We start from the raw sequence: 24,539 nt of genomic DNA on the forward strand, positions 1-24,539 counted from the left end.
GGGCCCTCACCGGAAGGCGTCGAGCCCGGTGAGCGCCTTGCCCAGCACCAATTGGTGCATCTCGACGGTGCCCTCGTAGGTGAGGACCGATTCGAGGTTGGTGGCGTGCCGCATGACGGGGTATTCGAGGGAGATCCCGTTGGCACCGAGGATGGTCCGCGCGGTGCGACAGATATCGATGGCCTCGCGGACGTTGTTGAGCTTGCCGAAGCTGATCTGCTCCGGCCGCAGGGTGCCCGCGTCCATCCGCCGGCCCAGGTGGTGGGCGAGCAGGATGCCCTTGTGGAGTTCGAGGGCCATGTCCGCGAGCTTGGCCTGGGTGAGCTGGAAGCCCCCGATCGGCTTCCCGAACTGCTCCCGCGTCCTGGCGTAGTCGAGGGCGGCCTCGAAGCTGGAGCGCGCCGCGCCCATGGATCCCCAGACGATCCCGTACCGCGCGTGGCTGAGACAGCCGAGCGGACCCTTGAGCCCGGTCACTCCCGGCAGCACCGCGTCGGCGGGCAGTCGCACGTCGTCCATGACCAGCTCGCTCGTCACGGACGCCCGCAGGGACCACTTGTGCTTGATCTCCGGGGCGGAGAACCCCGGGGTGTCGGTGGGCACCGCGAACCCGCGGATCCCCTCGTCGGTCTGCGCCCACACCACGGCGACCGCGGCCACGGAGCCGTTGGTGATCCACATCTTGCGCCCGTTCAGCACCCAGTCGGTGCCGTCGCGCTTGGCGTGGGTCCGCATCGCGGCGGGGTCGGAGCCGACGTCGGGCTCGGTCAGCCCGAAGCAGCCGATCAGCTCACCGGCCGCCATGCCGGGCAGCCAGCGCTGCTTCTGCTCCTCGGAGCCGTACTTCCAGATCGCGTACATGGCCAGCGAGCCCTGCACGGAGACCAGCGAACGGATCCCGGAGTCGGCGGCCTCCAGCTCCAGGCAGGCGAGCCCGTACTGCACGGCACTGGCCCCGGCGCACCCGTAACCGGTGAGGGACATCCCGAGCGCCCCGATGGAACCGAGCTCCCGCGCCAGCTCCCGGATCCCGGGCAGCTCGCCGCTCTCGTACCACTGGGCGACGTACGGCAGGACCCGGTCGGCGGCCCAGCCGCGGACGGTGTCCCGAATGGCGAGGTCCTCGGGCCCGAGGAGCTCGTCGAGCCCGAGCGGATCAGTGGGTACGAAGGACACGGGGCCTCCCGGCGGGCGGAACGGAACCTAGCAGCGCAAGTTTTTGCACGGCACCGCTGACGCTAGCGACCCCGACGGACCGAATCCAGCCCCGACCGGCCGATGCGGACCCGACCGGCCAATCCAGCCCCGCCGGCGTTTGAGGCGCGGGGTCCGGGGCGGAGCCCCGGCGGCGGCGCCGCAGCCCGCAGACTCAGCCCGCCTGCTCCACCACCGGAGAGGGGCACGGCTCGGCCTTCGCCTGCGCGGGAAGCCGCACCGGCTCTCCGGCCGCCGAATCGGCACCACACTCCATGACCCTCGGCAGCTTCAGCGCCATCACGGCCCCCGCGAACAACAGCCCCGCACTCACCACGAGAGTGACGTGCAGCCCGTGCACGAACGAGTGCCGCGCCGCCGCGTACAGCGAGGCCCCCGCCGGCCCGCCGAGGTGCGCGGCGATCTGGTAGGCCTCGCCCAGAGAATTGGCCGCGCCCGCCGAGTCCGCCGCCGGAACCCCCGGCACGTCCGCCAGCCCCGGCCGGTACGCCGCGTTCATCACGCTGCCCAGCAGCGCGATGCCCATGCCCGCGCCGAGCTGGTACGAGGTCTCGCCGATCGAGGCCGCGCCGCCGGCCGTGGCCACCGGGGCCTCGCTCAGCATCGACTCGTACGCCGCGAACAGCGTGGTCTGCAGCCCGAAGCCGAGGAGCACGAAGCCCACCGTCAGCAGCACGGGCCGGTCGTTCTGCCCCATCAGCGTCAGCAGCAGCACGGCGAGGGCGGTCAGCACGAAGCCCAGGGACACCATCATCCGCGGCCCGATCCGGGCCAGCGTGTACGAGCCGGTGGCACCCGCGGCCATGGCGGCGAAGGTGAGCGGGAGCAGCCGCAGGCCGGTCTCCAGCGGGCTCAGGTGCAGCACCAGCTGGAGGTACTGCACGGCGATCAGCTCCAGGCCGACCAGCGCCAGCATGGCCAGCACGATGCAGCCGACGGAGGTCGAGAAGGCCGCCCGGGAGAACATCCGCATGTCGATGAGCGGGTGCTCGCGCCGCTTCTGGCGCCGTACGAAGAGCACGAGCAGCAGCAGGCCGAGCGCGAGCGGGACCAGCGCCTGCGGGTCGAGCAGGTGCCGCTCCGCGCCGAGCCGCTTGATCCCGAGCACCGCGCCGAGCACGCCGGCGGCGGCCATCAGCGCGCCCAGCACGTCCCACGGCCCGTCCGAGGCGCCGCGCGACTCCGGCAGCAGCCAGCGGCCGAGCGGCAGGATCAGCGCCATCAGCGGGATGTTGATGAGGAAGACGGAACCCCACCAGTAGTGCTGGATGAGGAACCCGCCGAGGACCGGCCCGCTCGCGGCGCCTATCGCGGCGACCGCGGTCCAGATGCCGATGGCCAGCGCCCGCTCGCGCCGGTCGGGGAAGACCTGGCGGAGGATCGACAGCGTCGCGGGCATGATCATCGCGCCGCCGATGCCGAGCAGGGCGCGCGCGGCGATGAGCACCTGGGCGTTGTCCGCGAGGGCGGCGATGGCCGAGGCCACGCCGAAGAGTCCGTACCCGAGGAGGAGGATCCGCCGCCGGCCGACCCGGTCGCCGAGGGTGCCGAAGAGGATCAGGAGCGCGGCGCAGACCAGCGGGTAGGCGTCGACGATCCAGAGGAGTTCCATCGAACCGGGGCGCAGGTCCTCGGTGACGGAGGGCACGGCCACGTGCAGGATCGTCGCGTCGAGCGCGACGAGGACCAGGCTGACGCAGAGGACGGCCAGGACGACCCAGCGGTTGGTTCCGCCGGAGGCCGCGCAGAGCCGCTGCCAGGGGGAAGGGGCCTTGACCCCGGCCGCGTTCGTCCCCGACATGCATGTACCTCCCAGGTGATCCCTCGGGCTCGGCGGACCAGCGTCTTGTGGAGCCACGGGGGGTGGTGCGCTGTGCGGCGTCCAACGGGGTCCGGCATCGACACGCGAGTGAACGATCAGCGTACGCGAGTTCGCCTGCCGGGCACGTGGCCAAGCTCTCATCCCGGCGGGGCCCTCCGTGTGGTGTGCGCCACTCCTTTCCACCCCCCGCCTCCCCCGCGTACACGCGCGCTCACGGTCCGCAGTTCCCGTCGGATCCGCTCCCGGGCCGGCGGCCCGGCCGACCGGCCGCCGCCACCGATAATCATGCCCGTGAAGGATCTTGGATTTCGCCGGGCCGCGCCCGCGCTCGCCGTCTTCGCCGCCGTCCGGTCGCTCGGGCTGGCGGTGCTCGCGGCGTGGTGCGCGGCGGTCGACAGCAGCCCGCACACGCTGCTGTCGGCCCGCTGGGACTCGCTCTGGTACGCCCGCATCGCCGCGGAGGGGTACGGGTACGAGGTGGCCCTCCCCAACGGGGACGTCCACTCGAACCTGGCGTTCTTCCCGCTGCTGCCCTGGCTGGAGCGGCTGGTGTCGGCGCCGACCGGGCTGTCGTACGGCTCCGCGGGCCTGGTGGTGTCGGTGGTCGCCGGGCTCGCCGCGGCCTGGGGGATCTTCGCGGTGGCCGACCTCGTCCACGGCCGGCGCGCCGGGGTGTTCGCCGTCGGGGTCTGGGCGGCGCTGCCCGTCGGGATCGTCCAGTCGATGGCGTACAGCGAGTCCCTCTTCACGGCGCTCGCGGCCTGGGCCCTGTACGGGGCCCTGCGGGGCCGGTGGCTCACGGCGGGGGTGCTCGCGGCGGCGGCCGGGCTCACCCGCCCGGTCGGGGCCGCGGTGGTCGCGGCGGTGTGGGTGGCCGTCGCACTCGCCCTGCGGCGCGGGGAGCGTTCGTGGCGGATGGCGGCGGGCGCGCTGCTCGCCCCGGCGGGTGCGGCGGCGTACGTGCTGTGGGTCGGGGCGCGCACCGGGGGCGGACTGCTCGGGTACCTGGACGTGCAGGGCGGCTGGGGCAACGGCTTCGACGGCGGCTGGGCCTTCGCCCGGTTCATCGGGGGGAAGCTGACCTCGTCCGCCTTCCCCGCCGGGGTGGGGCTGATCGCGGGGGTGGTGCTGGTGCTGTGGCTGTACGCGAAGTGCGTGCGGCAGCGGCAGCCGGCTCCGCTGCTCGTGTACTGCGGGATCGTCGTGGCGCTGGCGCTGTGCGCCTCCGGGTACTTCGGCTCGAAGCCCCGGCTGTTGCTCCCCGCCTTCCCGCTGCTGCTGCCCTTGGCATTGGCCCTGGCCCGGTGGCGGACCGTGCGGGCGTCCGCGGTCCTGGGCGCGGCGGTGCTGGCCTCGGCGGTGTACGGGGCGTTCTGGCTGAACGGCTCGGGACCTCCCTAGAAATGGAAACCACCCGCCGATATAAAACCTGGATAAGCGGGGGAAACAATAACCGGAACGGCCGATCAAGGAAGCCTCAACCGCTGCCGAAATAACCGGAATTAAGTCTCGCGTGAGACCAACTCCACATCACATGGTCATCACAAAGCCCGCGATTCGCCCGGCCTGAGCATCGGCGCGCGGTAACGTCGATTGAGTGCGTACCGATCAAATCCTGACCCGTCTGGAGCGGGTGTTCGCCCGGCTGGACCGGGAACCAGAGCGACCGGCTCATCTGCAAACACCGCAGATGAGCCGGCACCGCGTCGTACTCCTGGGATCGACCCTCGCCTTCTACCTCGCGATCGTGGTGGCCGTACTGACCACGTCCTGGCTCGTCCGCCTGGACTGGCAGGTCATGTTCTTCCGGCCCTACGAGCAGTGGCCGCAGGTGCACGCGTTCCTCGACTACCTCGTCGTGCTCGGCCAGCGCGGGCCCACCGCGGTCATGGTGGCCGCCTGGCTCGGCTGGCGCTCTTGGCGGCAGCACACCCTCCGCCCGCTGATCGCCCTCGGCGTGGCGCTGCTGCTGCTCAACATCACCGTCGGTTCCGTCAAGCTCGGCCTCGGCCGGCTCGGTCCGCACTACGCCACGGAGATCGGCTCGGCCGAGCTCTTCGCGGGCGGCGATATATTTCCTTCCGGCCACACCGCCAACGCCGTTGTGACCTGGGGAATCCTGGCCTATCTGGCCTCCACGGTGGTCACCCGGCGGGTGCTGTCCGTGGTCTCCGCGGTCGTCTCGCTGAGCGTGGGCGCCACCACCGTGTACCTCGGCACCCACTGGGTCAGCGACGTACTGCTCGGCTGGTCCGCGGGTCTGCTGATCCTGCTGGCCCTCCCCTGGTTCGAGCCGCTGATCGCCCGGTCCGAGGCGTACGTCTTCGAGCTGCGCGAGCTGCTGCGCCGCCGCGCCGAGACCGGACGGATGCCCGCGCCGGTCGTCACCGCGCTCACCCCGCTGCTCTCCGCGGGCGGCAAGTGGCAGCTGCGGCCCGTCGGCGACCCGGGCGTGGAGCCGGCCGCCGGACCCGTCCCGCAGCCCGCCGCGGCGGCGACCGCCGCGACGGTCGCCGCGCACTCCCCGGCGCCCCGGCCCGCCGCGCACGTGTCCGGACGGCAGCACGTGATCCGCTCCGAGCGGACGCCGGTCACCCCGGTCGGCAGCCGCCGCCCGGCACACGGCGAGCGGGCTCCCGCCCGCGGGACGACGGCCGCCGCGGCCCGTCCGGTCGCCGGCGGCTGATCGCCCCGGCGCGGGGCGGTACGCACCACCTCACCCCGCAATGCGAAGGCGGGCCGGGTCCAGGACCCGGCCCGCCTTCGCCGTTCGTCAGCGCCACGCCCGGACGTTCGTCCGTCCCGGGTCACGCTTGTGTCACAGAATATCTACAACTCCCAATTGTTTTACGACCCTCGACGCGCCGGCCGTGCAGACCTTCCCGAATTCCTCCCGAGAGCCGACGTATTTCCCCGGGCATTGCCGCCGTCACCGTGACCCCGGCCCTGGACCAGACCAACCGAATGCCCCTCGGGACCGCTACATATCCTTCACTTCTCCCGCGCCCACGGCCCGTCCGAGGAGATCCCGCGCGGCCCTGATCCGGTCGGTCAGCTCCGGCGGCTCGACCACTTCGAACTCACAGCCGAGCAGCATGACGTGAATCACGAGAACGTCCAGGTTCACGGCTCCGGTACGGAGCAGACAGCTGTTCCCGTCGACCGGTTCCAGGGCTCCGTCGCTCGGCCCGATGATCCGTGCCGCGTCCTGCGCCGACACCTTCAGCCGCACCACGGCGCGGGCCGCGTACGCCCGCTGTGCCACCCCCTGGGAGACGTAGGCGGCCAGGTCCTCGGAGGGCGGACGGCGGGGGGTGAACCGCGGGCCGTGCGGGGGTCTGGGCTCGATGCGGTCGGCGCGGAAGGTCCGCCAGTCCTCCCGATCCACGTCCCAGGCGACGAGGTACCAGCGGCGCTCGGTGCACACCAGCCGGTGCGGCTCGACCGTCCGGCGGGTGGCGTTGCCCTCGTGGTCCCGGTACTCGAAGCGGAGCCGCTCGGCGTCCCGACAGACGGCGGCCAGCTCGGCCAGCACCGAGGGGTCGACGGTGGACCGCTCGGCGCCGCGCAGCATCGGCACGGTGAACTCGTTCAGCGCCGACACCCGCCGCCGCAGCCGCGAGGGGAGCACCTGCTCCAGCTTGGCCAGGGCCCGTACGGAGGCCTCCCCGATCCCCTCGACCCCGTTCCCCGCGGCGGTGCGCAGCCCGACGGCCACCGCCACGGCCTCGTCGTCGTCGAGCAGCAGCGGCGGCAACTCGGCCCCCGCGCCCAACTGGTAGCCGCCGCCCGTGCCGGGGCTGGCGTTCACCGGGTACCCGAGCTCCCGCAGCCGGTCCACGTCCCGCCGGACCGTGCGCGGCGTCACCCCGAGCCGGTCCGCGAGGTCGGCGCCGGTCCATTCGCGGTGGGCCTGCAACAGGGACAGCAGGCGCAACAGTCGTGCGGAGGTCTCAAGCATGCCCAGAGTGTGCCGGCGGGCCGTGCGGGCCGTGTGCGACGGGATTCAGCAGGGCGGCGACGGGACCGACGTCCCGCTGAGCTCGATCAGCCCGCACAGGCTCTTCAGCGAGACCTTCCAGACCCCGTCGTCGAGCACCGCGATCCCCTTGTTGCCGGACATCGCCGGCGTACCGGAGACGAGCAGGTCGTAGGTGACGGTCGCCTGGGTCGGCGAGGTGAAGGTGACGTCCGTGACCTTCACGGAGACCTTGTCCGCCTTGGGGAGCTTCGCGAGGCCTCCCAGCAACGGCTCCAGGAAGTCACCGTGCTCCAGCACCGCGGCCTTCTGCTCGGTGGTGGACTTCGGGTCGAAGAAGACGGCCCAGTTCTTCTCGATCTGCGCCTTGGCCGCAGCGGGATCGGCCGGTCCGCCCGCGGCGGGCACGGCCACGACGCCCGGCGCCACCGCCGCTCCGAGGTCCACCGCCGAGGCGGATCCGGCGAGTACCTGCACGACCAGCAGCACCGCGGCCGCCGCCTGCCCCGCGGCACGCACGTTCCTCTTCCGGCCCATCTGGCTCACCACCGTCCAAGCCGCCCGATGCGACCCTTCCAGGTTCAACGCCCACCCCCCATCCCGCAACGCGCACCACCGGGGGCAAACCCCAGCCCCGCCGAACAGATCCAGCGCCGCTGCGGGCACGTCCAGCCCCGCCGGCGTTTGAGGCGCGGGGTCCGGGGCGGAGCCCCGGCGGCGGCGCCGCAGCCGCGACACCCACGGCAGCGGTCAGCGGCGGGGCGACGGGGCGGCAGCCCCGGGAACCGAGGTCGGGACCGGGGCCGGGGCCGGGGCCGGGACCGGGACCGGGACCGGGGCCGGGACCGGGACCGGGACCGGGGCCGGGACCGGGACCGGGGCCGGGACCGGGACCTGGGCCGGGGCCGGGGCCGGGACCTGAGCCGGGGCCGCGGCGGCCACCGGTCCCGGGACCACCAGCAGCATCCCGATCCCGATCACCTCCGGCCGCGCCCCGACCACCGCCCGGTTCGCCGCGTACAGCGCCCGCCAGCCGCCCGCCACCCGGTACCGGCGGGCGATCCCGTACAGCGTGTCCCCCGCCCGCACCGTGTACATCCGGCCCGCCAACCCGTACCGCTTCGAGCACACCGGCCACGCGTCCCACCCCTGCCGGGCGAGGACGTCCTGCGCGACCCGGATCTGCTGCCCGCGGCTCGCGAGGTCGGCCCGCTTCGCGAACGCGAGCCCGCCGTACTCCTCCCACGTCGGCTGCCAGAACTGCAGCCCGCCATAGAAGCCGTTGCCGGTGTTGACCGCCCAGCGGCCGCTGCTCTCGCAGTCGGCCACGCAGTCCCAGGGCCATTCCCCGCCCGGCCCGCAGTCGCCGGGTCCCTTCCCGATCAGCCCGGGCGAACCGGGGTGCGCCACCCCCGCGGGCCCCGGAGCGGGCGGTGGCGGGGCCGCTGCCGCCGCACCGGAGGGGAGTACGAGCGCCAGCACGGCGGCAGCGGTGACGGTGACGGCGGCGCCGATGGCGCCCGGCCGGATCCCGAGGTTGGGCATCGCGTCACGCTACGCGCGGCCCCGCCGCCCGCCCGGCCCGCCGCGCCGCGCGCCCCCGCACCCCACCCGGTCGGCCGACCGTGCCGGCTCCCCCAAACGACCATCTCCGCGCACCAACTGCACACAACCAGAAAAGGGTTGGCACGAAAACAAAGCCCCGGTCGGACGGTTCACTCTTCCGGGGGCCCGGTTCGATTCCGTTCCCTCCAATGGCGTGACCCCGGCCGCCGATCCCACGTTGAGCCCGGCGAGCCGGGATCCGCCCGGCCCGCACCTATGCCGAGGAGCCACCCCGTGCCGCGCATGCTCGACGTCAGTGATGAGGTACGTGCCGAGATCGGTGACGAAGAAGCCGAGAGGCTGCTCGTCGGCGACGACGCACCGCGCAGTTACGACTGCACCTCCTGCCGCACCCCCGGCGACCCGGAGAGCGACCGCACCAGCACGGTGCTGTTCGTCGGCGAGGAGACCGCCGTCCTCGCCTTCGCCCACGCCACCTGCATCCCCTCGCAGGTCGTCACCGTGTCCGAGGAGCAGCTGCAGGGCGCCGTCCGCAGCATCACCGGCGACAGCCCGGCCCCCGCCGTCCCCGTCCTGCCGCTCCCCGGGGAGGGCCCGCAGAACGTCCCCGGCGGCCAGGCCGTCCTCGGCATCACCAGCGGCCTGATCCTGATCGGCGGCGAGCTGCACCCCGCCCTGGTCGTCGAGCCGACCGCGCCGATCGCCCGCCCCGGCACCACGGGCCCCGGGGACGACTTCCTGCCGCTCCTCATCGAGCAGGGCTTCATCCCGGTCACGGACACCGCTGAGCTCCCCACCGCCCTCGGCGGCTGGTCGGTGCTGCTCGCGGGCGGGCAGCTGCACGCCGTGCTGCAGCCGGGTGCCGACGGCGGCCAGGTCGCCTGGTGGCAGGCGCACCAGGCGCTGTCGGTCACCGACGGCTGGCGGACCGCCGTCAACAAGACCCAGCGCGTGCTCATCTACGCCGCCCCGGTCGGCTCCATCGGCCAGCAGCCCCGCGAGGACCTGCTGCGCGACGCCCTGGACAAGGCCGCCGCCGCGGGCAAGCTCGTGGCCGCCTCCATGCCCCTCGCGGGTACCCCGGGGGCCTGACGCCCACCGGCCCCGGAACGGCCGCCGGCCCCCTTCACCCCGGGGGCCCGGCGGTGTGCGCCGGGGGTGCGCGGTCCGTCCCGCGCACCCCCGGCCTCTTGCGTTTTCGCCCCGTTCACCCCGCATCCGCAGGGCAGCGCGTTCGTTGGCTGGTACGTGCACTCATACGACTCCTCCCGCGCCCCCGCCCGTACGAGCACCGTCTCGCACACCCCGATCTACGACACGCTGTACTCGGAGTACCTGCGCGCCTTCCGGGCCCTGCCCGGCGACCGCACGGGCGAGGAGGACCTCGGGTTCACGGCGTTCTCGTACGGGGGCGGCTACACCGGCGGCAGCTCGTACGGCAGCGGCTGGAACGGTTCCGCATGGCAGCGCGTCGACGACTGGCAGCCCTCCTACACCCCGCAGCCGCCCGCCTACTCCTACGCGGGCACCGTCTCCGAGCCCGCCCCCGCATACAGCGGCGGGCGACAGCACCAGACCGGGATGACGCACATCCCGGCGGCACTGCCGCCCGCTCCGCGCCGGGGCTACTGACCCCGGGACCGCTGTTCCCGCCCCGTACTACTTCTTCTTCTTGTACTGGGCGCCGCGCTTCTCGCGCACCCGCACCGACATGTGGATCGGGGTGCCCTCGAAGCCGAACTCCTCGCGCAGCCGGCGCTCGATGAAGCGCCGGTAGCCGTGCTCCAGGAAGCCGGACGCGAAGAGGACGAACCGCGGCGGCTTGCTGCCGGCCTGGGTACCGAACAGGATGCGGGGCTGCTTGCCGCCGCGGATCGGGTGCGGGTGGGCGGCGACGACCTCACCGAGGAAGGCGTTCAGCCGACCGGTGGGGATGCGCGTCTCCCAGCCCGCGAGGGCGGTCTCGATCGCCGGGACCAGCTTCTCCATGTGGCGGCCGGTGAGCGCCGAGACGTTCACCCGGGGCGCCCAGGAGACCTGCTGCATCTCGGTCTCGATCTCGCGCTCGAGGTAGTAGCGGCGCTCCTCGTCGAGCTCGTCCCACTTGTTGTAGGCGATCACGATGGCGCGGCCGGCCTCGACGGCCATGGTGATGATGCGCTGGTCCTGGACGCTGATCTGCTCGGTCGTGTCGATCAGGATGACCGCGACCTCCGCCTTCTCCACGGCCGCGGCCGTGCGCAGGGACGCGTAGTAGTCGGCGCCCTGCTGGAGGTGGACCTTCTTGCGGATGCCGGCGGTGTCGACGAACTTCCAGGTGATGCCGCCGAGCTCGATCAGTTCGTCGACCGGGTCGCGGGTGGTGCCGGCCAGCTCGTTGACGACGACCCGCTCCTCCTTCGCGACCTTGTTGAGCAGCGAGGACTTGCCCACGTTCGGGCGGCCGATCAGCGCGATGCGGCGCGGGCCGCCGATGGCGGTGCCGGCGCCGAAGGTCTGCTCGGGGGCCTCCGGCAGGGCCTCCAGGACGGCGTCCAGCATGTCGCCGGTGCCGCGGCCGTGCAGCGAGGAGACCGGGTGCGGCATGCCGAGGCCCAGGGACCACAGGGAGGCCGCGTCGGACTCGCCGCTCTGGCCGTCGACCTTGTTGGCGCACAGCACCACGGGCTTCTTGGACTTGCGCAGCAGGCGTACGACGGCCTCGTCGGTGTCGGTGGCGCCGACCTTGGCGTCGACGACGAAGACCACGGCGTCGGCGGTCTCGATGGCGTACTCGGCCTGGGCGGCGACGGAGGCGTCGATGCCGAGGACGTCCTGCTCCCAGCCGCCGGTGTCGACGACCTTGAAGCGGCGGCCCGCCCACTCGGCCTCGTACGTGACGCGGTCGCGGGTGACGCCGGGCTTGTCCTCGACGACCGCCTCGCGGCGGCCGATGATGCGGTTCACCAGGGTCGACTTGCCGACGTTCGGCCGGCCGACGACGGCGAGGACGGGGAGGGGGCCGGCAGCGGCCTCCTCGAGGGCACCTTCGACGTCCTCGATGTCGAAGCCCTCTTCCGCGGCGAGCTCCATGAACTCCGCGTACTCGGCATCGCCAAGTGCTCCGTGGTCGTGCTGGTCGTTCATGAAGTCCGTTCCTCGTCGTTCGTGGTGATCGGTGGCAGCCGCGCAGCGCGGTTCCACTACTGGGTCAAGTCTCGCTCAGCGCCCGGTGAGGCGCTTGGCGTCGGCCAGGTGGGCGGTCAGCCGGTCCTGGATGCGTACGGTCGCCTGGTCCAGCGCGGTACGGGTACGGCGGCCACTGCCGTCCCCGGCGTCGAAGGCCGAGCCGAAGACGACGTCGACCCGGCTCTTGAGGGCGGGCAGCCCCTTGACCAGCCGCCCCGGGGTGTCGCCGCTGCCCAGCACGGCCACCGGCACGATGGGCGCGCCGCTGCGGACCGCGAAGTAGGCGAGCCCGGCGCGCAGCGAGGCGAAGTCGCCTTCGCCCCGGGTGCCCTCGGGGAAGATCCCCAGGGCGCCGCCGTTGTCGAGCACGCCGAGGGCGCGGCCTATGGCCGTCCGGTCGGGGCCACTGCGGTCGACCTTGACCTGCCCGATCCCTTCGAGGAAGGGGCCGAGCGGGCCGACGTACGCTTCCTTCTTGATCAGGAAGTGCAGGGGTCGGGGAGCGGTGCCCATGACCATGGGGCCGTCGATGTTGTGCGAGTGGTTCACGGCGAGGATGACGGGGCCCGAGGCGGGCACCTTCCAGGCGCCGAGCACGCGGGGCTTCCACAGCCCGTACATGAGCCCGATGCCGATGCGCCTGCCGACCGCCGCACCCTTGAGGGAGGGCGTACCGCTCACTTGCGGCCCACCCGCTTCTCCTCCACCAGGGTCACGACGCATTCGATCACCTGGTCGAGGGTGAGCTCGGTGGTGTCGACCTCGACGGCGTCGTCGGCCTTGGCGAGGGGGGAGGTCTTGCGGCCGGAGTCCGCGGCGTCGCGCTTGATCAGCGCCGCCTTGGTGGCGGCGAGGTCGGCGGCCTCCTTGCCGCGCAGCTCGCCGCTGCGGCGGGCCGCACGGGCCTCCGCGGAGGCCGTCAGGAAGACCTTCAGGTCGGCGTCGGGCAGCACGGTGGTGCCGATGTCCCGGCCCTCGACGACGATCCCGTCGGCCTCCTGGGCCGCCTCGGCGGCGATGGACCGCTGGAGCTCGGTGATCAGGGTGCGCACCTCGGGGACGGCGCTGACGGCGCTGACCTTGGAGGTGACCTCCTGGGTGCGGATGGGACCGGAGGCATCGAGGCCGTCCACGGTGATGGTGGGCGCGGCCGGGTCCGTACCGGAGACGATGGCGGGCTTGCCGGCGGCGAGGGCGATCGCTTCCGGGTCCTCGGTGTCCACGCCGTTGGTGATCATCCACCAGGTGATGGCCCGGTACTGGGCACCGGTGTCCAGGTAGCGCAGCCCGAGCTTGGCGGCCACGGCCTTGGAGGTGCTGGACTTGCCCGTGCCGGAGGGACCGTCGATGGCGACGATCACGGCTGCCGGAGCTGCGGTTTCCACGGTGCGGGCACCTTCCTGGTTAGCGCGTAGGTACGAGGGCGCGCAAAAACGCCCCTGCTCCAGGTTACCGGCCCCGGGAAGCCCTTGGTCCCGTGCGGGTCAAAGCCCCGGGGCTCCGCCCCGTACCCCGCTCCTCGAACGCGGGAGGGGCTGGTTTTCGCTCCTGCCGTCCGCCAGGCGGGGCCGGATTGCCGGCAGGGCATTCCAGCCCCGCCGGCGTTCGAGGCGCGGGCTCCGGGTCCGGGGCGGAGCCCCGGCAACGGCGCCGCGCCCGATCCGCCCGCCGCCCCGCGAGGCTACTGCTGCCGCAGCGCCCAGCCCCGCTCCCGGAGCTCGGCCGTCAGGCCGGCCACCGCCCGAGGCTCCACCATCAGCTGCACGAGACCCGCCTGCTGCCCCGTCGCGTGCTCGATCCGCACGTCCTCGATGTTGACCCCGGCCCGCCCGGCGTCGGCGAAGATCCGCGCCAGCTCGCCCGGCTGGTCGGAGATGAGCACGGCCACCGTCTCGTAGACCGTCGGCGCCGCGCCGTGCTTGCCCGGCACCCGCACCCGCCCCGCGTTCCCGCGCCGCAGCACGTCCTCGATCCCGGCGGCGCCGCCCCGACGCTTCTCCTCGTCGGCCGACTGCAGGCCCCGCAGCGCCTCGACGGTCTCCTCCAGGTCGGCCGCGATCCCGGCCAGGACGTCCGCCACCGGCCCCGGGTTCGCGGACAGGATCTCCACCCACATCCGGGGGTCGGAGGCCGCGATCCGCGTCACGTCCCTTATCCCCTGCCCGCACAGCCGGACGGCGGTCTCGTCGGCCTCCTCCAGCCGGGCCGCGACCATGCTCGACACCAGTTGCGGGGTGTGGGAGACCAGCGCCACCGCCCGGTCGTGGGCGTCCGCGTCCATCACGATCGGGACGGCCCGGCACAGGGCCACCAGTTCGAGGGCGAGGTTCAGGACCTCGTGCTCCGTGTCCCGGGTCGGGGTCAGCACCCAGGGGCGGCCTTCGAACAGGTCCGCCGAGCCCGCGAGCGGCCCCGACCGCTCCTTGCCGGCCATCGGGTGCGTGCCGATGTAGGCGGTGAGGTCCACGCCGAGTTCCGCGAGCTCCCGCCGCGGCCCGCCCTTGACGCTGGCCACGTCCACGTACGCCCGCGCCACGCCGCGCCCGATCACGTCCGCCAGGGTCGACGCCACGTGGGCCGGCGGTACGGCGACGATCGCGAGGTCGACCTGGCCGTCGAAGGGCTCGTCGGTGCCGGCGCCGAGGGCCGCGGCCGTACGGGCCTGGGCCGGGTCGTGGTCGACGAGGTGGACGGTGATGCCCCGGCCCGACAGGGCGAGTGCTGCGGAGGTGCCGATCAGTCCGGTTCCGATGACGACGGCGGTTCTCACGGGGCTCTCCAGGGGTGCGTAAGGGATCAAGGACTCTGCGTGGCCAGGGTAGCCAGAGAGGGCAGCGCGAGGGCCCGGCCGCCCATCCCGTGGGACGGGGCCGCCGGGCCCTCGTGCGGAACCTGTCGTACCGGGGGGTCGGAGCGGTCAGAGGGCCTGTGCCTTGATGATGTCCTCCAGCGACCCGGACGGCATCTGCCCACTCGGCGTCAGCCTGTCGACCGCCTGCGGCAGCGTCCGCGCGATCTGGTCCGCGGCCTGCTCGGGGCTGACGCCCGCCTCCTGCGCGACCTTCTGCAGGGTGTCGTCCGGCAGCGCCTCCCTGACCTGTGCGCCGCTGACGGGCTGGTTGTCCCCCGTGCCGATCCAGGACTGCGCCTGGTCCGCGAGGCCGGACTTGGTCAGCATGTCCAGGAGCCCGCCGAGCGGGTTGCCGTTGCCGCCGGCCTGCGCACCGCCACCGCCCGCGCCACCGCCCATGAGCGCGCCGAGCAGCGCGCCGAGGATGTTGCCGCCACCCTGGCCGCCGCCGGAGCCGCCGGAGCCGCCGGAGCCGCCGGAGCCGCCGGAGCCGCCGAGGAGGCCACCGAGAAGGGAGCCGAGGTCGTTACCCGCCATGGTGCTGCCTTTCGAAGAGGGACCGGGCCGCGCGGACGGCGTCGTACCCGGCTTCGAGACACGGACAATCTCACCGATGGCGGGTCATGTCGCCACCTGGCACACGGCTCCCCCACCGCTGGGGTAGAACGATCGGCATGATCTTCCACATCGTCCCGCTCGCCGACTGGACCGCCGAGCCCGACCTCCCGTACGCCCCGCCCTCGCTCGACTCCGAGGGTTTCGTGCACTGTTCGGCGGACCGGGCCACCGCCCTGGCGATCGTCGAGGCGTACTACCGGGAGCTGCCGGGGACCCTGCTCGCGGTGGAACTCGACGAGGTCGCCCTGACGGCGGAGGTCCGCCGGGAGGGTGACTCCGGTGGCCGTTACCCGCACGTCTTCGGCCCGCTGAACCGGGAAGCCGTGGGGCGCGTGTGGGAGGTGGTACGCACACCAGGCAGCCCTGCCTCACTGGCCCCGTGGGCACCGGCCGGCCGTTGAGACGGCGCGGCGGGCTTCACCTACGGTCCGGTACAGGCCAGGATGCTGCTCGCCGACTGCCAGACTGCTGAGGAGACACCCATGAGCGACCCCACGAGCACCGCCCGCCGCACCGTCCTGGCGGTGGGAGCGGCCGCCCTCGCGGGCGGCACCCTCGCCGCGTGCGGCACCAGCGAGAAGGAACAGCCGAAGAGCGAGTCGGGCAGCGCGGCCACCCCCTCCTCGGGCGGGTCCGCCTCCGAGCCGGCGGCGGGCGGCAAGGCCATCGCCAAGGCGGCGGACGTACCGGTGGGCGGCGGCACGATCCTCAAGGAGGAGAAGCTGGTGGTCACCCAGCCCACCGCCGGGTCCTTCCGCTGCTTCAGCGCGGTCTGCACGCACCAGGGCTGCCTGGTCAACAAGGTGGAGAACGGCACCATCGACTGCCCCTGCCACGGCAGCAAGTTCGAGGTCGCGGACGGTGCGGTGGCCCACGGCCCGGCCACCAAGCCGCTGCCCGAGAAGAAGATCACCGTGTCCCCGGACGGGAACATCTCGCTCGCGTAGCGCAGGCCGTGGCGCCTAGTCTCCCCTGATGGACGATCTGACACTGGTACGGGACCACACGGTCTACCGGTGCGTGATGGGGTCCCGGGCGTTCGGGCTGGCGACGGAGGCGAGCGACACCGACCGGCGCGGTGTCTACCTCGCCCCCACGCCGCTGTTCTGGCGGTTCGAGAAGCCCCCCACGCACGTGGAGGGCCCTCGGGACGAGGAGTTCTCCTGGGAGCTGGAGCGCTTCTGCGAGCTCGCGCTCCGCGCCAACCCGAACATCCTGGAGTGCCTCCACTCCCCCCTCGTGGAGGAGACCACCCCGGTCGGCGACGAACTCCTCTCCCTGCGCGGGGCGTTCCTCTCCCGCCGGGCCCACACCAGCTTCAGCCGGTATGCGGCTTCCCAGCGCGGCAAACTCCTCGCGGACGTCCGCGTCCACGGCGCCCCGCGCTGGAAGCACGCCATGCACCTGCTGCGGCTGCTCCTGTCCTGCCGGGACCTGCTGCGCACGGGCCGGCTGACCATCGACGCGGGCCCGTACCGCGAGCGCCTGCTCGCCGTCCGCCGTGGTGAGGCCTCCTGGGAGGAGGTCGACGCCTGGATGGCGCGGCTCCAGGAGGAGACCGGGGCGGCCCTCTCCACGACGCCGCTGCCCGAGGAGCCGGACCTGGCCCGCGTCGAGGACTTCCTCCTGCGCACGCGTCGCGCGGCGGTCCCGTAACCCTCGTGACCTCGCGGTGTCAGCCGTGTCGCGTCCGGCGCCGTACGACGAGCTCGTCGAGCGCGTCGTACGCGGACGCCTGCTCGGGCAGCGCCGACGCGGCCTGGGCCGCGTCCAGCACGGCGTGCAGCGCCTCGAAGTCGCCGCGCACCCGGGCGGGGTCCGGTCCTTCGTAGCCGCCGTGCTCGGCGGCCACCTTGGCCTCGATCAGGGCCCCGAGGTACGCGGGCGCCTCCGCCACCTCGCCGAGCAGGGTCGGCAGGTGCGCCTGCACCTCGCCCGAGCGCATCAGCTGGATGCCGGTGAGCAGGGCCCGGAACGCGTAGAGCACCGGCTTGAGTTCGCGGGCCTTGTCGAAGAGCCGCCACTGGGTGTTGGCGAAGCCCCGGTAGTGGTGGGCGTGGTGCGAGGTCAGCACGCCCGGAGCCAGCGCGATCAGCTCCTCGTGCGTCGGCGTCGTGTGGACCACCAGCGGGGACAGCAACTGCTCCAGGACGTAGCCGTTGCGGTTCAGCATGAGCCGTACGAACTTGCGCAGGTCGTGCGTGACCAGGTCCATCTCCACGTCGTCCCGGTCCCACATGCGGGTGCGGGTCTCCTCCGGATCACGCAGTCCGAGGAGGGCGCCCGCCGGCAGCAGGTGCGCGCCGCGCAGGTCGACGTCGGAGTCCCGCGAGGGGAATCCGTACAGGTGGGCGCCCGAGACCGTGGCGAAGAGCAGCGGGTCGGGCTGCTCCGCCACGACGGGGGCGAGGTCGAGACTCAGTGCGTCCAGCATGGATCAAGCATCCCAGAGGGCTCCGAAGGCCAGGAGTTCGTCCCGGTACTCGATGCGGCCCTCCCAGTCGCGGGGCCAGACGTCCGCGCCGAGGTGGGCTCCGGCGAAGGCGCCGGCGAGGCAGGCGAGGGAGTCCGAGTCGCCCTTGGTGCAGGCCGCGCGGCGCAGGGCCAGGATCGGCTCGTCGGGGAAGAGCAGGAAGCACTGGAGGGCGGTCGCGAGGGCCTCCTCCGCGATCCATCCGTCGCCGGTGGTCAGGCAGGGGTCCGTCTCCGGGGACGGGGTGCGCAGGGCCGCCGCCAGCCGGTCCAGGACCCCCAGGCACTCGTCCCAGCCGCGTGCGATGAAGGACTCCGGCGAGGCGTCGGAGGCGGTCCGCATCCACAGGTCGCCGAGCCAGCGCTCGTGGTAGCGGGTGCGGTTCTCCAGGGCGTACGAGCGCAGCAGCCCGACCAGGCCCGTCACCTCGGTGCCCTGCGCCAGGAGGTGGACGGCGCGGGCGGTCAGGTCGGAGGCGGCGAGGGCGGTGGGGTGGCCGTGGGTGAGGGCCGACTGGAGCTGGGCGGCGCCCGCGCGCTCCTCGTCCGTCCAGCCGGGGACCAGGCCGACGGGCGCCACGCGCATGTTCGCGCCGCAGCCCTTGGAGCCGATCTGGCTGGCGTCCCGCCAGTCCCGCTCCGGGTGGTTCAGCAGCGAGCAGGCCACCAGGCAGGTGCGGCCGGGGGCGCGGTTGTTCTCGGGCGAGTGGTACCAGTCGACGAACTCCTCGCGGACCGGGCGGGCCAGGCGCAGCGGGCCGACCGGGCCCCGCTCGGCGGCGGTCCGTATGCCGCGCGCCAGGGCGAGGGTCATCTGGGTGTCGTCCGTGACGATCGCCGGGCGGGGCAGCTTCATCTCCCGCCAAGGGCCGGTCTTCGCGAGGATCGACGGGACGTCGTTGAACTCTGTGGGGAAGCCGAGGGCGTCACCCAGGGCCAGCCCGAGCAGGGCGCCGGTCGCGGCTCGTTTCGTCATCGCGTGGTTCCTTCGGGTCGGAGCAGCGGGGGGTGGAGGGCGGTGGCGGGGCCGGCCCGGTGGAGGGCGGCCGGTTTGCCGCGCCCGCCGGTCAGCCGGGCGGCGCCGGGCACGGCTTCGACGAACCCGGGCGTGGCGAGCACCTTGCGGCGGAAGTTGGGGCGGTCGAGGGTGGTGTCCCAGACGGTCTCGTAGACGGTCTGGAGCTCCCCGAGGGTGAATTCGGGCGGGCAGAAGGCGGTGGCCAGGCAGGTGTACTCCAGCTTCGAACGGATCCGCTCGACCGCGTCGGCGAGGATCACCGCGTGGTCGAAGGCCAGTTCCCGGGCCTCCCCCACGGGCACCCAGCGGGCCTGCGCCGCGTCGCCGCCGCCGTCCGGCGCCGGCTCGGGCAGGTCCGGGACCAGCGCCGTGAAGGCCACGGAGACCACCCGCATCCGCGGGTCGCGGTCCGGTTCGCTGTAGGTGCGCAGCTGTTCCAGGTGCAGGCCGGCCACCAGGGGCTCCGCGAGACCGGTCTCCTCGGCCAGTTCCCGGCGGGCGGCGGTCTCGGCGGACTCCCGGGGCAGGACGAAGCCGCCGGGCAGCGCCCAGGCCCCCTCGTAGGGCTCCTGGCCGCGCCGGATGAGCAGCACGTGCAGGAGCCCGGCCCGCACGGTGAACACCGCGAGGTCGACGGTCACCGCGAACGGCGAGAAGGCGTACGGGTCGTAGCCCGCGGGCGGCGCGCCACTCATCGGGTCTCCGGCAGCGGGTCGGCGAAGTGCCATCCCTCGGCGAGCAGTTCGTCGACTGCCTCGACCGCTGCCGCCAGCCGTTCCTCGCGACTGCCCCGCATGACGAGGAAACGCCTGCCGGTGCGCTCCAGTTCCTCCCGGAACCGTCCGGTCATCCAGGGCCGCAGGTGCGGGCCGTCGCGCAGGCCGTCGTCCTCGAAGGGCACGGCCGCGTCGTCCGTCAGCAGGTACAGGTCGCGCCGGGTGAGGGCGGCGGTCTTCTCCACCTCCTCGTTGCGTCCGCCGACGTAGCGTTCGTGCCAGATGCCGGTGGCGAAGGAGTCGGTGTCGCAGATCAGCAGCGGCGAGCCCAGCCGGGCCGCCCTCTCCTCCTCCGCGTCCTGCCTCCTGGCGATGACCGGGAACTCCTCCGAGGCGAAGGTGACGTCCTCCCAGCCGGCCGCCGGGTCGGCGGCGCGGGCCGCCTCCAGCTTCTCCTCGCTGTACCGGCGCCCGTACTCGGCGACCCAGCCCGTCGCGGACCACACCCCGCCGCGCGCCCGGTAGTGCGCCGCGAGCGCCCGCGAGAGCGTCGTCGTGCCGGTGGACTCGGCGCCCAGTACGACGACCCGCCGGGCCAGGGAGGCCCGTACGGCCGGCCCCAGGAAGTCCCAGCAGCCCGCGGGATCGGCCCGTACGGCCGTCCCGGAGACCGGGAACAGGGTCCGGGCCGGGTCGACGCAGACCTCCTCGGCGTCGAACCGTCGCGCGAGCTCGGTCCCGTACTCCTCCGAGGTGAAGACGGCGTCGACGGGCCGGCCGACCGCTTCCCGGAAGATCGCCATGTGCGCCTCCCAGACCGCCGGGTCCGTCAGGTCGACGGGGATGTCGTCGACGGCGCCGACGACGTCCGCGCCGGGGTGTTCCTCGCGCATCCAGGCGACGCGGTCGGCGAGCGGTACGGATTCCACGGAGGCCGCGCACACGAGCACGGTCAGCCGGTCGCAGCGGTCCTGGGCGGTGCGCACCAGGTGGTGGTGGCCGGCGTGCGGCGGGTAGAACTTGCCGAGCACCAGGCCGTGCGCGTAGCGCCTCATGCCGTCGCTCCCAGGGCCGTGCGGTTCTCCCGCGCGGGAAGGTCCCGGCGCCAGCCGGCCAGGCCGGCCACGCAGAGCGCGAGGAAGCCGACGTAGAGGACCGCGGTGAGGTAGAGCCCCTTGTAGGCGTAGAGCGGGACGTACACGAGGTCGGCGGCGATCCACAGCCACCAGGACTCGACGAGCTTGCGGCACTGGCCGTAGGTGGCCGCGAGCGAGAGCCCGGTCGTCAGGGCGTCCCAGAAGGGCACGGTGGAGTCCGTGACCCGGTCCAGCAGGAACGTGAGGGCGAGGACCCCCACCGCCCCCGCCGCGGCCAACCAGAGCCATTCGGCGCGCGTGGTGCGGCGCACCGGCAGGGCCTGCGCGGTTCCTGGTCCACCCCCGTGGGTCCAGGACCACCAGCCGTACGCGGCGAGGGCGATGAAGACGACCTGCAGCCCGGCGTCGGCGTAGAGGCCGGCCTGGGCGAACAGGACGATGAAGAAGACGTTGTTGGCGATGCCGATGGGCCAGTTGGCGACGTGCTGGCGGGCGACGAGCCAGACGCACAGGGCACCAGTGGCGAATCCGAGTACCTCGGTCCAACTCATGGTCCAGCTCACGAGAATCCCTCACTCCTTTAATAGTCAGGTTGACTATAAACAGAGGGGGCCGTCCGGGACAAGGGAAAAGCCCACGGCGCCGAAGGGCACCGCGGGCTTTTCAGGATCTTCCGGGACGGGGCGGTACTACAGACCGACCTCGCGCATCAGCATGCCGACCTCGGTGTTGGTCAGGCGGCGCAGCCAGCCCGACTTCTGGTCGCCGAGCTCGATCGGACCGAAGGCGGTCCGGACGAGCTTGTCGACGGGGAAGCCCGCCTCGGCCAGCATGCGGCGCACGATGTGCTTGCGGCCCTCGTGGAGGGTCACCTCGACCAGGTAGTTCTTGCCGACCTGGTCGACGACGCGGAAGTTGTCGGCGCGGGCGTAACCGTCCTCCAGCTCGATGCCGTCCTTGAGGCGCTTGCCGATGTCACGCGGCAGGTTGCCGGTGATCGCGGCCACGTACGTCTTCTGCACGCCGTACTTCGGGTGCGTCAGGCGGTGGGCCAGCTCGCCGTGGTTGGTGAGCAGGATGATGCCCTCGGTCTCGGTGTCGAGCCGGCCGACGTGGAAGAGACGCGTCTCACGGTTGGTGACGTAGTCGCCGAGGCACTGGCGGCCGTCCGGGTCCTCCATCGTGGAGACGACGCCGGCCGGCTTGTTCAGCGCGAAGAACAGGTACGACTGGGTGGCGACGGTCAGGCCGTCCACCTTGATCTCGTCCTTCGGCTGGACGCGCTTGCCCTGCTCCAGCACGATCTCGCCGTTGACCTCGACGCGGGCCTGCTCGATGAGCTCCTCGCAGGCGCGGCGCGAACCCATGCCGGCGCGGGCGAGGACCTTCTGCAGGCGCTCGCCCTCCTCCTCGGCACCCGGGAAGGTCTTCGGGGTCTTGATCACGGGCTTGTCGGCGTACCGGTCGCGCACGCGCTCCTCGATGCGCGCGTCCAGCTCGCGGGGGCGCGCCTTGCCGCTGCGGCTGCCGGGACCGCTGCGCGGGCCCCCGGCCCCGCCGATGCCGGGGGTCTTGGAACCGGTGCGGGGGCCTCCCTTGGCACCGCCGCGCGCGGCCGCACCACGGGCGCCGCCGCCGCCGGCCTTGGGGCCGCTGCGGCCGCTGCGCTCGCCCTCGGGGCCCACGTCGTAGCGCCGCTCCTCGGGGCGCGGGTTGCGGATGCGGGGGGCCGGCTGGTCGCGGTCGCGCGAGTCGGAGCCGCCGCCCTGGTAGCCGCCACCGCCCTGGTAGCCGCCGCGGGAGCCGCCCGAGCTGCCACCGCGGTAGCCACCGCCGGAGGAGCCGCCACGGGATCCGCCGGAGCTGCCGCCTCGGCTGCCACCGCCGGAGCCGCTCCCGCGGAAGCCACCGCCGCCGCCGGAGCCGCCGCGGGAGTTACCGCGCCCGCCTCCGGCGCCGCCGCCGCCGTTCCTGTTGCCGCCACCGTTGCCGTTGCCGCTGCTTCGCATCAAATGTCCGTCGTCTTGTCGTCGTCTTCATCGGTGTCCGGTGCGTCCGGATCGAACGACGGCACACCTTCCTGCGTCTCGGCTTCGATCGCCTCCGCCTCGGGGAGGAAGGGCGCGAGCTCCGGGAGCTCGTCCAGGCCGCGCAGGCCCATCCGCTCCAGAAAGTAGTTCGTCGTCCTGTACAGGATCGCACCTGTTTCGGGTTCCGCGCCCGCCTCCTCCACGAGACCCCGCTGGAGGAGGGTCCGCATGACGCCGTCGCAGTTGACTCCGCGGACCGCCGAGACCCGCGACCGGCTCACCGGCTGGCGGTACGCGACGACCGCCAGGGTCTCCAGGGCCGCCTGGGTGAGCCGGGCCGTCTGACCGTCCAGTACGAAGCCCTCGACGGCCGGCGCGTACTCCGCCCGGCTGTAGAACCGCCACCCGCCGGCCACGAGCCGCAGCTCGAAGCCGCGCCGCTGCACCGTGTACTCGTCGGCGAGCTCGCGCAGCGCGTCCGCCACCTCGCGCGGGGTGCGCTCCAGCACCTTGGCGAGGTGCGCCTCGGTCGCGGGCTCGTCCACGACCATGAGGACGGCCTCCAGGGCCGGCTTCAGCTCCAGCCCCGCCACGGCACTCGTCTCGCTGCTCAATCCTTCGCCTCCACGATGATCCGGTCGAACTCGTCGGTCACGGTCGGCATGCCGTCGCCGTCGCCCTCCCCGCCGCTCCAGCGCACGGTGAGGGTGTTCAGAGCCTCCTCCTGGTCGAGGACCACCGCCTTCTCCCGGTAGAGCTCCAGGAGGGCCAGGAAGCGGGCGACGACGGTGAGGGTGTCGTCGGTGTCCTCGGTGAGCTCCTGGAAGGTGGCCTCGCCGCGCGCCTTCAGCATCCGCACCACGAGCCCGGCCTGCTCGCGCACGCTGACGAGCGGGGCGTGGATGTGGTCCACGTAGACCTGAGGCTTGGCCCTGGGCTGCATGGCCTTGACGGCGAGCCGGGCGAACCCGTCCGCGCCGATGGAGATGACGACCTCGGGGAGCAGGTCGGCGTGGTGGGCCTCCAGCCCGACGGTCCGCGGGTACCGCTTGCCCTCGGCCTCGGCTCGGTCCTCGAAGATCTCGGCGATCTTCTTGTACGCCCGGTACTGGAGCAGCCGGGCGAAGAGCAGGTCCCGCGCCTCCAGCAGGGCGAGGTCGCCCTCGTCCTCCACCTCGGCGACCGGCAGCAGCCGGGCGGCCTTGAGGTCGAGGAGAGTGGCGGCGACGACGAGGAACTCGGTGGTCTGGTCGAGGTCCCAGTCGGGACCCATGGCCCGGATGTGGGCCATGAACTCGTCGGTGACCCGGGACAGCGCGACCTCGGTGACGTCGAGCTTGTGCCGGGAGATCAACTGGAGCAGCAGATCGAACGGCCCCTCGAAGTTGTCGAGCCGCAACGTGAACCGCCCGTCGCCTGCGGCGGGCTCCCCGGACCCCCCTCCCGCCCCACCGCGCGGCGGTCCGGGCCGGCCGGCACCGCGGGCACTGCCCCCGCCCCCGCCCCCGGCCTCTGGTACGTCCCCGTGCCGCGCGGGCTCCGCCCCGGCCTCGCGCTCCTCGGGAGCCCCGCCGTCACGGGCCGCCTCGTGCCCCTCAGGGGCGTTCTCCGGCTCCACGACGCCCTGGCGCGACTCGGGGCCCCCAGAGCCCCCCTCAGGGCGCTCAGCACCCCCTCCCGGCACACCGGGCCCCCGACCCAGCGCACGGCGGGTCGGACGGCCGGGTTCGGCGGGGAGGGGCATCGGGGTCCAGGGGGCGCGGGGCGAACGTCGTACGGCCGGGCGGGGGCACCCCCGCCAACCACGAGCAGCCTAGTCGGCAACCGGATCCCGCCCCCGCGCCAAGGCCCCGGCCACGCCGAACGCAGCCACACTCCGGCCCCACCGGCGCACACCACCCCCTCCCCGGCGGGCACGTCCAACCCCTCCGGGCGGGCAAATCCAGCCCCTCCGGCGTTTGAGGTACGGGCGGAGCCCGGTGCCCGG

Annotated in this window: 24 protein-coding genes and 1 pseudogene; 7 read left to right on the forward strand and 18 right to left on the reverse strand. The window is 73.2% G+C overall.

From position 1 onward, the window contains the following. Window positions 1-6: 6 nt before the first annotated feature. Together ACFYYJ_RS34525 and ACFYYJ_RS34530 are read right to left on the reverse strand one after the other, a co-directional pair. On the reverse strand, window positions 7-1,176 hold the full coding sequence (locus ACFYYJ_RS34525; protein WP_385365857.1) for an acyl-CoA dehydrogenase family protein: 1,170 nt from the start codon (window positions 1,174-1,176) through the stop codon (window positions 7-9). A gap of 193 nt (window positions 1,177-1,369) precedes the next feature. Further along, window positions 1,370-3,016: an MFS transporter gene (locus ACFYYJ_RS34530; protein ID WP_385365856.1), complete on the reverse strand. Its 1,647-nt coding sequence runs from the start codon at window positions 3,014-3,016 to the stop codon at window positions 1,370-1,372. A 306-nt stretch (window positions 3,017-3,322) separates the two neighbouring features. Between ACFYYJ_RS34530 and ACFYYJ_RS34535 the strand changes: the two genes are divergently transcribed. After that, window positions 3,323-4,438: a hypothetical protein gene (locus ACFYYJ_RS34535; protein WP_389138117.1), complete on the forward strand. Its 1,116-nt coding sequence runs from the start codon at window positions 3,323-3,325 to the stop codon at window positions 4,436-4,438. A gap of 196 nt (window positions 4,439-4,634) precedes the next feature. Continuing rightward, complete coding sequence (locus tag ACFYYJ_RS34540) at window positions 4,635-5,723, forward strand: phosphatase PAP2 family protein (RefSeq protein ID WP_385129802.1); 1,089 nt, start codon at window positions 4,635-4,637, stop codon at window positions 5,721-5,723. 321 nt (window positions 5,724-6,044) lie between these two features. Here the strand turns inward: ACFYYJ_RS34540 and ACFYYJ_RS34545 are convergent. The 3 genes and pseudogenes from ACFYYJ_RS34545 to ACFYYJ_RS34555 all read right to left on the reverse strand — a co-directional run. Then, window positions 6,045-6,998: pseudogene (locus ACFYYJ_RS34545) on the reverse strand (helix-turn-helix transcriptional regulator); the annotation flags it as partial. A gap of 45 nt (window positions 6,999-7,043) precedes the next feature. Further along, entirely contained in the window at window positions 7,044-7,553 is a 510-nt protein-coding gene (locus tag ACFYYJ_RS34550) for a hypothetical protein (protein ID WP_389138119.1), read from the reverse strand. Between the two features lie 213 nt (window positions 7,554-7,766). Further along, entirely contained in the window at window positions 7,767-8,561 is a 795-nt protein-coding gene (locus ACFYYJ_RS34555; RefSeq protein ID WP_389138121.1) for a transglycosylase family protein, read from the reverse strand. Between the two features lie 294 nt (window positions 8,562-8,855). Between ACFYYJ_RS34555 and ACFYYJ_RS34560 the strand changes: the two genes are divergently transcribed. Both ACFYYJ_RS34560 and ACFYYJ_RS34565 read left to right on the forward strand, forming a co-directional pair. Then, on the forward strand, window positions 8,856-9,674 hold the full coding sequence (locus ACFYYJ_RS34560; protein ID WP_385133003.1) for a hypothetical protein: 819 nt from the start codon (window positions 8,856-8,858) through the stop codon (window positions 9,672-9,674). Between the two features lie 156 nt (window positions 9,675-9,830). Next, entirely contained in the window at window positions 9,831-10,214 is a 384-nt protein-coding gene (locus ACFYYJ_RS34565; RefSeq protein ID WP_385133006.1) for a hypothetical protein, read from the forward strand. A 27-nt stretch (window positions 10,215-10,241) separates the two neighbouring features. On the opposite strand, the gene der is transcribed toward ACFYYJ_RS34565, so the two are convergent. From der to ACFYYJ_RS34590, 5 genes are all read right to left on the reverse strand, one after another. Continuing rightward, complete coding sequence (der, locus tag ACFYYJ_RS34570; RefSeq protein ID WP_385133009.1) at window positions 10,242-11,708, reverse strand: ribosome biogenesis GTPase Der; 1,467 nt, start codon at window positions 11,706-11,708, stop codon at window positions 10,242-10,244. 75 nt (window positions 11,709-11,783) lie between these two features. Continuing rightward, a complete protein-coding gene (locus ACFYYJ_RS34575; protein ID WP_384594313.1) occupies window positions 11,784-12,473 on the reverse strand; it encodes a lysophospholipid acyltransferase family protein in 690 nt (229 codons plus the stop codon). Beyond that, the gene (gene cmk, locus ACFYYJ_RS34580) at window positions 12,428-13,135 is read right to left on the reverse strand and encodes a (d)CMP kinase (protein WP_385133012.1); all 708 of its coding nucleotides are present in this window, start codon (window positions 13,133-13,135) and stop codon (window positions 12,428-12,430) included. Before cmk ends, ACFYYJ_RS34575 begins: the two co-directional genes overlap by 46 nt. A 296-nt stretch (window positions 13,136-13,431) precedes the next feature. Continuing rightward, on the reverse strand, window positions 13,432-14,520 hold the full coding sequence (locus ACFYYJ_RS34585) for a prephenate dehydrogenase (protein ID WP_385133015.1): 1,089 nt from the start codon (window positions 14,518-14,520) through the stop codon (window positions 13,432-13,434). Window positions 14,521-14,667: 147 nt separating this feature from the next. After that, entirely contained in the window at window positions 14,668-15,138 is a 471-nt protein-coding gene (locus ACFYYJ_RS34590) for a YidB family protein (protein WP_389138124.1), read from the reverse strand. A 137-nt stretch (window positions 15,139-15,275) separates the two neighbouring features. On the opposite strand from ACFYYJ_RS34590, the gene ACFYYJ_RS34595 reads away from it, so the two are divergent. The 3 genes from ACFYYJ_RS34595 to ACFYYJ_RS34605 all read left to right on the forward strand — a co-directional run bounded on the left by ACFYYJ_RS34595 (window position 15,276) and on the right by ACFYYJ_RS34605 (window position 16,875). Next, complete coding sequence (locus ACFYYJ_RS34595; RefSeq protein ID WP_389138126.1) at window positions 15,276-15,620, forward strand: DUF952 domain-containing protein; 345 nt, start codon at window positions 15,276-15,278, stop codon at window positions 15,618-15,620. Window positions 15,621-15,701: 81 nt separating this feature from the next. Then, entirely contained in the window at window positions 15,702-16,166 is a 465-nt protein-coding gene (locus ACFYYJ_RS34600) for a Rieske (2Fe-2S) protein (protein ID WP_385133021.1), read from the forward strand. A gap of 28 nt (window positions 16,167-16,194) precedes the next feature. Further along, window positions 16,195-16,875: a DNA polymerase beta superfamily protein gene (locus ACFYYJ_RS34605; protein ID WP_389138129.1), complete on the forward strand. Its 681-nt coding sequence runs from the start codon at window positions 16,195-16,197 to the stop codon at window positions 16,873-16,875. A gap of 19 nt (window positions 16,876-16,894) precedes the next feature. Here the strand turns inward: ACFYYJ_RS34605 and ACFYYJ_RS34610 are convergent, their stop codons facing one another. From ACFYYJ_RS34610 to ACFYYJ_RS34645, 8 genes are all read right to left on the reverse strand, one after another. After that, complete coding sequence (locus tag ACFYYJ_RS34610; RefSeq protein ID WP_385365453.1) at window positions 16,895-17,653, reverse strand: DNA polymerase beta superfamily protein; 759 nt, start codon at window positions 17,651-17,653, stop codon at window positions 16,895-16,897. Window positions 17,654-17,656: 3 nt separating this feature from the next. Further along, a complete protein-coding gene (locus tag ACFYYJ_RS34615; protein WP_385133031.1) occupies window positions 17,657-18,667 on the reverse strand; it encodes an ADP-ribosylglycohydrolase family protein in 1,011 nt (336 codons plus the stop codon). Beyond that, window positions 18,664-19,404: an NUDIX domain-containing protein gene (locus tag ACFYYJ_RS34620; RefSeq protein WP_389138132.1), complete on the reverse strand. Its 741-nt coding sequence runs from the start codon at window positions 19,402-19,404 to the stop codon at window positions 18,664-18,666. Before ACFYYJ_RS34620 ends, ACFYYJ_RS34615 begins: the two co-directional genes overlap by 4 nt. After that, the gene (locus ACFYYJ_RS34625) at window positions 19,401-20,480 is read right to left on the reverse strand and encodes an AAA family ATPase (RefSeq protein ID WP_389138134.1); all 1,080 of its coding nucleotides are present in this window, start codon (window positions 20,478-20,480) and stop codon (window positions 19,401-19,403) included. The genes ACFYYJ_RS34620 and ACFYYJ_RS34625 overlap by 4 nt, the downstream gene beginning before the upstream one ends. Then, on the reverse strand, window positions 20,477-21,073 hold the full coding sequence (gene pnuC / locus ACFYYJ_RS34630; protein ID WP_385133050.1) for a nicotinamide riboside transporter PnuC: 597 nt from the start codon (window positions 21,071-21,073) through the stop codon (window positions 20,477-20,479). Before pnuC ends, ACFYYJ_RS34625 begins: the two co-directional genes overlap by 4 nt. Before the next feature lie 138 nt (window positions 21,074-21,211). Next, on the reverse strand, window positions 21,212-22,531 hold the full coding sequence (locus ACFYYJ_RS34635) for a pseudouridine synthase (protein WP_389138136.1): 1,320 nt from the start codon (window positions 22,529-22,531) through the stop codon (window positions 21,212-21,214). Then, window positions 22,531-23,166: an SMC-Scp complex subunit ScpB gene (gene scpB / locus ACFYYJ_RS34640; protein WP_385365448.1), complete on the reverse strand. Its 636-nt coding sequence runs from the start codon at window positions 23,164-23,166 to the stop codon at window positions 22,531-22,533. Before scpB ends, ACFYYJ_RS34635 begins: the two co-directional genes overlap by 1 nt. Further along, window positions 23,163-24,296, reverse strand: coding sequence for a segregation and condensation protein A (locus tag ACFYYJ_RS34645; protein ID WP_389138138.1), 1,134 nt, complete (start codon window positions 24,294-24,296; stop codon window positions 23,163-23,165). Before ACFYYJ_RS34645 ends, scpB begins: the two co-directional genes overlap by 4 nt. Between the last annotated feature and the right edge of the window lie 243 nt (window positions 24,297-24,539).

This window comes from Streptomyces sp. NPDC002467 (genome assembly GCF_042889825.1).
Lineage (GTDB): Bacteria > Actinomycetota > Actinomycetes > Streptomycetales > Streptomycetaceae > Streptomyces.

Coding starts and splice junctions, on each gene's coding strand:
- ACFYYJ_RS34610 (WP_385365453.1), bottom strand. CDS start 17,653: ATGCTGGACGCACTGAGTCTCGACCTCGCCCCCGTCGTGGCGGAGCAG.
- ACFYYJ_RS34550 (WP_389138119.1), bottom strand. CDS start 7,553: ATGGGCCGGAAGAGGAACGTGCGTGCCGCGGGGCAGGCGGCGGCCGCG.
- ACFYYJ_RS34645 (WP_389138138.1), bottom strand. CDS start 24,296: ATGCCCCTCCCCGCCGAACCCGGCCGTCCGACCCGCCGTGCGCTGGGT.
- ACFYYJ_RS34615 (WP_385133031.1), bottom strand. CDS start 18,667: ATGACGAAACGAGCCGCGACCGGCGCCCTGCTCGGGCTGGCCCTGGGT.
- ACFYYJ_RS34625 (WP_389138134.1), bottom strand. CDS start 20,480: ATGAGGCGCTACGCGCACGGCCTGGTGCTCGGCAAGTTCTACCCGCCG.
- pnuC (WP_385133050.1), bottom strand. CDS start 21,073: ATGAGTTGGACCGAGGTACTCGGATTCGCCACTGGTGCCCTGTGCGTC.
- ACFYYJ_RS34530 (WP_385365856.1), bottom strand. CDS start 3,016: ATGTCGGGGACGAACGCGGCCGGGGTCAAGGCCCCTTCCCCCTGGCAG.
- ACFYYJ_RS34590 (WP_389138124.1), bottom strand. CDS start 15,138: ATGGCGGGTAACGACCTCGGCTCCCTTCTCGGTGGCCTCCTCGGCGGC.
- ACFYYJ_RS34575 (WP_384594313.1), bottom strand. CDS start 12,473: ATGCGTCGTGACCCTGGTGGAGGAGAAGCGGGTGGGCCGCAAGTGAGC.
- der (WP_385133009.1), bottom strand. CDS start 11,708: ATGAACGACCAGCACGACCACGGAGCACTTGGCGATGCCGAGTACGCG.
- ACFYYJ_RS34635 (WP_389138136.1), bottom strand. CDS start 22,531: ATGCGAAGCAGCGGCAACGGCAACGGTGGCGGCAACAGGAACGGCGGC.
- ACFYYJ_RS34620 (WP_389138132.1), bottom strand. CDS start 19,404: ATGAGTGGCGCGCCGCCCGCGGGCTACGACCCGTACGCCTTCTCGCCG.
- ACFYYJ_RS34600 (WP_385133021.1), top strand. CDS start 15,702: ATGAGCGACCCCACGAGCACCGCCCGCCGCACCGTCCTGGCGGTGGGA.
- ACFYYJ_RS34535 (WP_389138117.1), top strand. CDS start 3,323: ATGCCCGTGAAGGATCTTGGATTTCGCCGGGCCGCGCCCGCGCTCGCC.
- ACFYYJ_RS34595 (WP_389138126.1), top strand. CDS start 15,276: ATGATCTTCCACATCGTCCCGCTCGCCGACTGGACCGCCGAGCCCGAC.
- ACFYYJ_RS34605 (WP_389138129.1), top strand. CDS start 16,195: ATGGACGATCTGACACTGGTACGGGACCACACGGTCTACCGGTGCGTG.
- ACFYYJ_RS34555 (WP_389138121.1), bottom strand. CDS start 8,561: ATGCCCAACCTCGGGATCCGGCCGGGCGCCATCGGCGCCGCCGTCACC.